4 protein-coding genes and 1 pseudogene are annotated in these 4,287 nt (G+C 36.9%); 2 read left to right on the top strand and 3 right to left on the bottom strand.

Annotated elements, in window-relative coordinates; all coding sequences use genetic code 11:
* Positions 1 to 98: 98 nt before the first annotated feature.
* A complete protein-coding gene (locus AC2JBO_RS43590; protein ID WP_496959850.1) occupies positions 99 to 983 on the top strand; it encodes a pyridoxamine 5'-phosphate oxidase family protein in 885 nt (294 codons plus the stop codon).
* Between the two features lie 72 nt (positions 984 to 1,055).
* Here the strand turns inward: AC2JBO_RS43590 and AC2JBO_RS43585 are convergent, their stop codons facing one another.
* The 3 genes and pseudogenes from AC2JBO_RS43585 to AC2JBO_RS43575 all read right to left on the bottom strand — a co-directional run.
* Positions 1,056 to 1,937, bottom strand: coding sequence for a hypothetical protein (locus AC2JBO_RS43585; RefSeq protein ID WP_496959849.1), 882 nt, complete (start codon positions 1,935 to 1,937; stop codon positions 1,056 to 1,058).
* A 435-nt stretch (positions 1,938 to 2,372) separates the two neighbouring features.
* On the bottom strand, positions 2,373 to 2,597 hold the full coding sequence (locus AC2JBO_RS43580) for a hypothetical protein (protein ID WP_496959848.1): 225 nt from the start codon (positions 2,595 to 2,597) through the stop codon (positions 2,373 to 2,375).
* Positions 2,598 to 2,743: 146 nt separating this feature from the next.
* A pseudogene (locus AC2JBO_RS43575) lies at positions 2,744 to 2,941 on the bottom strand (hypothetical protein); the annotation flags it as partial.
* A gap of 370 nt (positions 2,942 to 3,311) precedes the next feature.
* Between AC2JBO_RS43575 and AC2JBO_RS43570 the strand changes: the two are divergent.
* Positions 3,312 to 3,608, top strand: coding sequence for a hypothetical protein (locus tag AC2JBO_RS43570; protein ID WP_496959847.1), 297 nt, complete (start codon positions 3,312 to 3,314; stop codon positions 3,606 to 3,608).
* The last annotated feature ends 679 nt before the right edge of the window (positions 3,609 to 4,287 follow it).

Here is a 4,287-nt window from a genome sequence, read left to right as displayed (position 1 = left end):
GTTTGACTTGAAACACTGACGGCAAAAGTATTTTTGCCAATCATATTTTTGGCGAAGGTATTGTAATTGCTAATCCTTTTCACGATGGTGAGCGGTTAGTGCAACAGCGCTTTGGTGAGTCAGAAATTGCCGAACGCAACGGACGTATAATTACTAACACAATCATGGAAGGTGCCCTGAAGTTTATTGAGCAGCAACCAATGGTAGTGTTGGGTAGTGTGGATGAGCAGCAAAGTGTTTGGGCTTCGGTTATGTTTGGTTCTCCAAGCTTTATGACCGCAGTAAATCAACGCAGTGTTGAGTTTGATTTGAGCATTGCTACTCCCAATTGGCAAGACCCTTTTTGGACGAATATTGAGCGTAATCCGCAAATTGGGATGTTGGTAATTGAACTTGCAACTCGGCGCCGTCTTCGCATCAATGGTAAAGCGACTCGCTTATCAAAAGAACGATTATTTGTGGATGTCACCGAATCATATCCAAATTGCCCGAAGTTTATAACTCGGCGCCACATAACTTGCAACCAAGAAACTCCTTATAGCTTGGAAGAACCACGAACTGGACGAACGTTAGAACCTATTCAACGAGCATTTATTGCTACTGCTGACATGTTTTTTGTTGCCAGCGCGCATCAAAATCGCGGAGTTGATGCATCGCACCGAGGTGGTAATCCTGGTTTTATTAGAGTTTTAGATGATAGAACTCTTAGAATTCCTGATTATACAGGCAATGGTATGTTTAACACTTTGGGAAATTTCGTTGAAAATCCCCACGCGGGTTTAGTTTTCTTGGACTTTGAACGCGGTCGAATTTTGCAATTAACCGGGCGCCCAGAAATTTTGTGGAAGTTAGACGACTCAACGCATGAAACGGGTGGTACTCAACGTTACTGGAATTTAACAGTTGAAAAGTGGTTAGAAACAAGTTTACCACAATCGTTTGAGTGGGAATTGCTTGATTACTCACCCTACAACCTATCTTAAAGAAACCAAACGTACAGCGTAATAGTTATTACTGAACATTTTGGTACGATTAAAGGAGCGATTAAACTATGTCTACATATAATAAAAAATTGGATTAAATAAACTTTTAAATCGAAGATTTATTAATGTATATATAGCTCGAATTCCTTTCAGAGACTTAACTACGAATGTTTCCAAAACAGAACGTTCTGAATATTCAATTTTTCGCTGTTCCTCAAAATATATTGCGACATCTTCTATCTTGACCTGTCCTTTTTTAAGGCTAACTGACATTCTTTGCTCTTTAAAAAAAGATAATCCATCCATTTGGCTCCAGCTAATATTTATACCAGCTTTGGCGGCAGCTAATCCTACAGCATTTCCTTCCCCATCATAAACGCCATTTAACTCGTAATATGGCGCTAATATGCCCCACTGCTTGATAAATTCTGTCTCTTTTCCTGAATCTTTAGTGACAGAGAATAAATACTCGTGAACGAATGTAATTTTTTCCCACTCTGCATCTAAATTTAATTTTTGTGCAGATTTTTTAGTAATTTTATACTCTTTTAAAAGTTTTTTGTTAGATGTTCCATTAGTAATTTCAGCATATTTTATTGGCATGATGTCACACGACCTCGCTTTAATTCCAGGTTCTTGTAACCATGCCATATTGCTTGGAACTGGTGCTAATATCCGCATATCCGCATCAATAAATATACAAGAATTAAACATTGATAAAGCTTTTGCAACAGCAAACCTTTTATCGTGGTAAAACTTTACGCTTGTAGGTTGATGTTTAAAAGCTTTAATATTAGATTGCTCAACAAAATGGTTAGGCTTATCTGTTAAAACAATAAAGGTAGTACCGGGTGAATATTTTTCAATATCTTTTGCCAGTAATAATGTTAGTAAGCGATATCTTTTACCGAAAGCTAAAGTGCAAAAGCAAAATTTAGATTGTGTTTGGTTCATATAAAATTAACATCTTTAGTAGGAATTAATTCAATACTAGTTTAGCATCAATAATATCCAAAAACATAAGTATTATTACGTAAGTTTTGAAAAAATAATACTGGTTCAAATAGTGATTGCGACACATAGATAATTGGTCAAGTGTATATTGCGGAAATCTTCCAATGGATAATCGAGCAAGAACGGCATCGGGGATGGGCCAATAGTAGAAGCATTGTTCACCAGGTAGGGTGCGTGAAAGCTATTACTATCAAGGAATGTAACGCCAAATACAGTGCTTTCACGCACCATTAATACGTTAAGTAAGCAACATTCGACTTTAGGGTCAACGCCTAGCAGACAAATTCAAGATTTTGTTTAACTGGAAACGTTGACGGCAAAAGTCTTTTTGCCAATCATATTTTTGGCGAAGGTATTGTTAGGGGGGATCGTATTTTAGGAAAATGTCTTAACCGAGTAGTATTGCATCGGATTGTGATGCTCGAAAGGTGTGGGGTATGTTGCGTCGAGCGTCACATCAGCCGCGCGCAAGCCTTGTTCAATATTATCTTTGCGCGTATCTGTCGGGTTGTTGCCATTTACCTCTTTAGGAGGATAAGCGCTGTTTCGATTTGCTTTTAAATCGAGTTGAGGATGGTCTTGGGTATAAGTAACGCGCACTAGTGTTGCTGCGTATTGTGCTTGCTCAAAGGTATTAGCAACAACAACGCCAATATGTTGTCCGTAATAATTAGTACGGTTATCTTGTAGTACTGGTGAAACTCTTCGCCAGCGTTCGCTAATATTAGGCGGGTCTTTTGTTTCAAGTTTTGGTGCGTTGTGAGATGCGTAATTACCGCAATGACTCCAGGTGCTTTTTCTGCGGTTTTTGTATCGATGCTCTTGATGCGTCCCCGCGCGATAGTGCTTTGGATGATAACAGCATGAACCAAGTTTGGTAGTGGAAACTCTGCTGCATAGCGGGCACTACCTGTGACTTTGAGGCGCCCGTCTACTCTGTCAATAGCTTTACCTACTTCCTTATTTTGCTGATTACTGGAGGTTGCACTCAGCTGTTTTTCCTACTGAAGAAGGAAGGGAGCGTGCATTGCTTGCTTGTTTTGCCATCTCTACATTAAAACCTTTAATTGTTATTTTTTTTATATCTATCTAAGGTAGTAATTTTTGTGATCAGTAAGGCTATTTCATGAATAAAAAAAACATAATTATAGAACTAAAGTTACATAAACCCAACGCGCGATGTGTTTTGGCGGTGTCAAATCATATTCTTTCTTTAGTTTAGTTTATATATACCTTCGGCATGAAGTCTAACTTGTAAATAAAAAATAATGTAAATATAAAATGTTCTGGAACTCATACAAGTAGATTTAGACTATGCAAACTACAGAAAGTTCATTATTCGATAAAGTCTTCCGCGATAGTAATGGTAATATTGTTATAGCTCAACCACCAAATTTACCTATAATTGTCTGGGGCGTTACCAGTTTACTTCAGCTAGTTTTTACAAGTGGCAAAATAAACGTAGGCTTAGATGTAGTCGGTTTTGGTGCCATATTTACTTGGGCATGGGAAGAATTATTTCAAGGTGTTAATTATTTTCGCAGAGCTTTAGGTCTTATTGTGTTGGTTGCAGTTGTTGTGTCAAGAATTTTTAACTATAGCATAATTTAAAAGTGAGGTTGATTTGATACCATAAGACCAGTAGTTGTAATTAACACTTTCACTCTTTCAGCAGCTTGTATTAAGATTTACACTGCTGGAAGAGTTTTTTATCTATCTATAATATAAATTATTCCTTTAGAATGTTTAAGCAAGGATAAAATAAAAAGGTTTTAACTATAACGAAAATTTTTGTACTTCACTAAACCTGCAATATACTGTATTTGTTAGTTAAAAAAGAATATCTATGAAGTTTGATGTCTTCTTCTCCATCTGCCAAACAGAAGTTAACGGGTACTTACCCAATGATCGCACCATGTTCCATAATTTTTTTGACTAAGTTTGTCACGCAGATCAACTTGGTTACAAAATAGCTTGGGTGGCAGAAAGTCATCTTTCATATGAAGTTCAAAAGCATAAGCCAAATCCTGTTACTCCTAATTTTAAAAGCGAGATTGGTCTTAAAATGTCTGCCCTTATTTTAATTAATAATACTGTGTCTAGTAAATAAGTGGCGCCAAAAAATAAAACTTACTCAAACTTACCTATTCTTACAATTTATCGATTAATTATTGGTATATATTTTTACTACAGAGGCACAGAGTTCACAGAGTTAAGAGTTGGCGCCCACCGATACAATATGGGAGGTGTTGTTACGTCAAGAATTTTTATGTTAATTTCTCTTATTGCT

This window comes from Calothrix sp. CBUCES-K 9914 (genome assembly GCF_059640475.1).
The sequence above is the reverse complement of the archived record's forward strand: the minus strand, read 5'-3'. Positions and strand labels throughout refer to the sequence as shown.

What these genes read in the sequence shown, in the direction of transcription:
- AC2JBO_RS43585 (WP_496959849.1), bottom strand. Translation starts at nt 1,937, where the DNA reads ATGAACCAAACACAATCTAAATTTTGCTTTTGCACTTTAGCTTTCGGT.
- AC2JBO_RS43570 (WP_496959847.1), top strand. Translation starts at nt 3,312, where the DNA reads ATGCAAACTACAGAAAGTTCATTATTCGATAAAGTCTTCCGCGATAGT.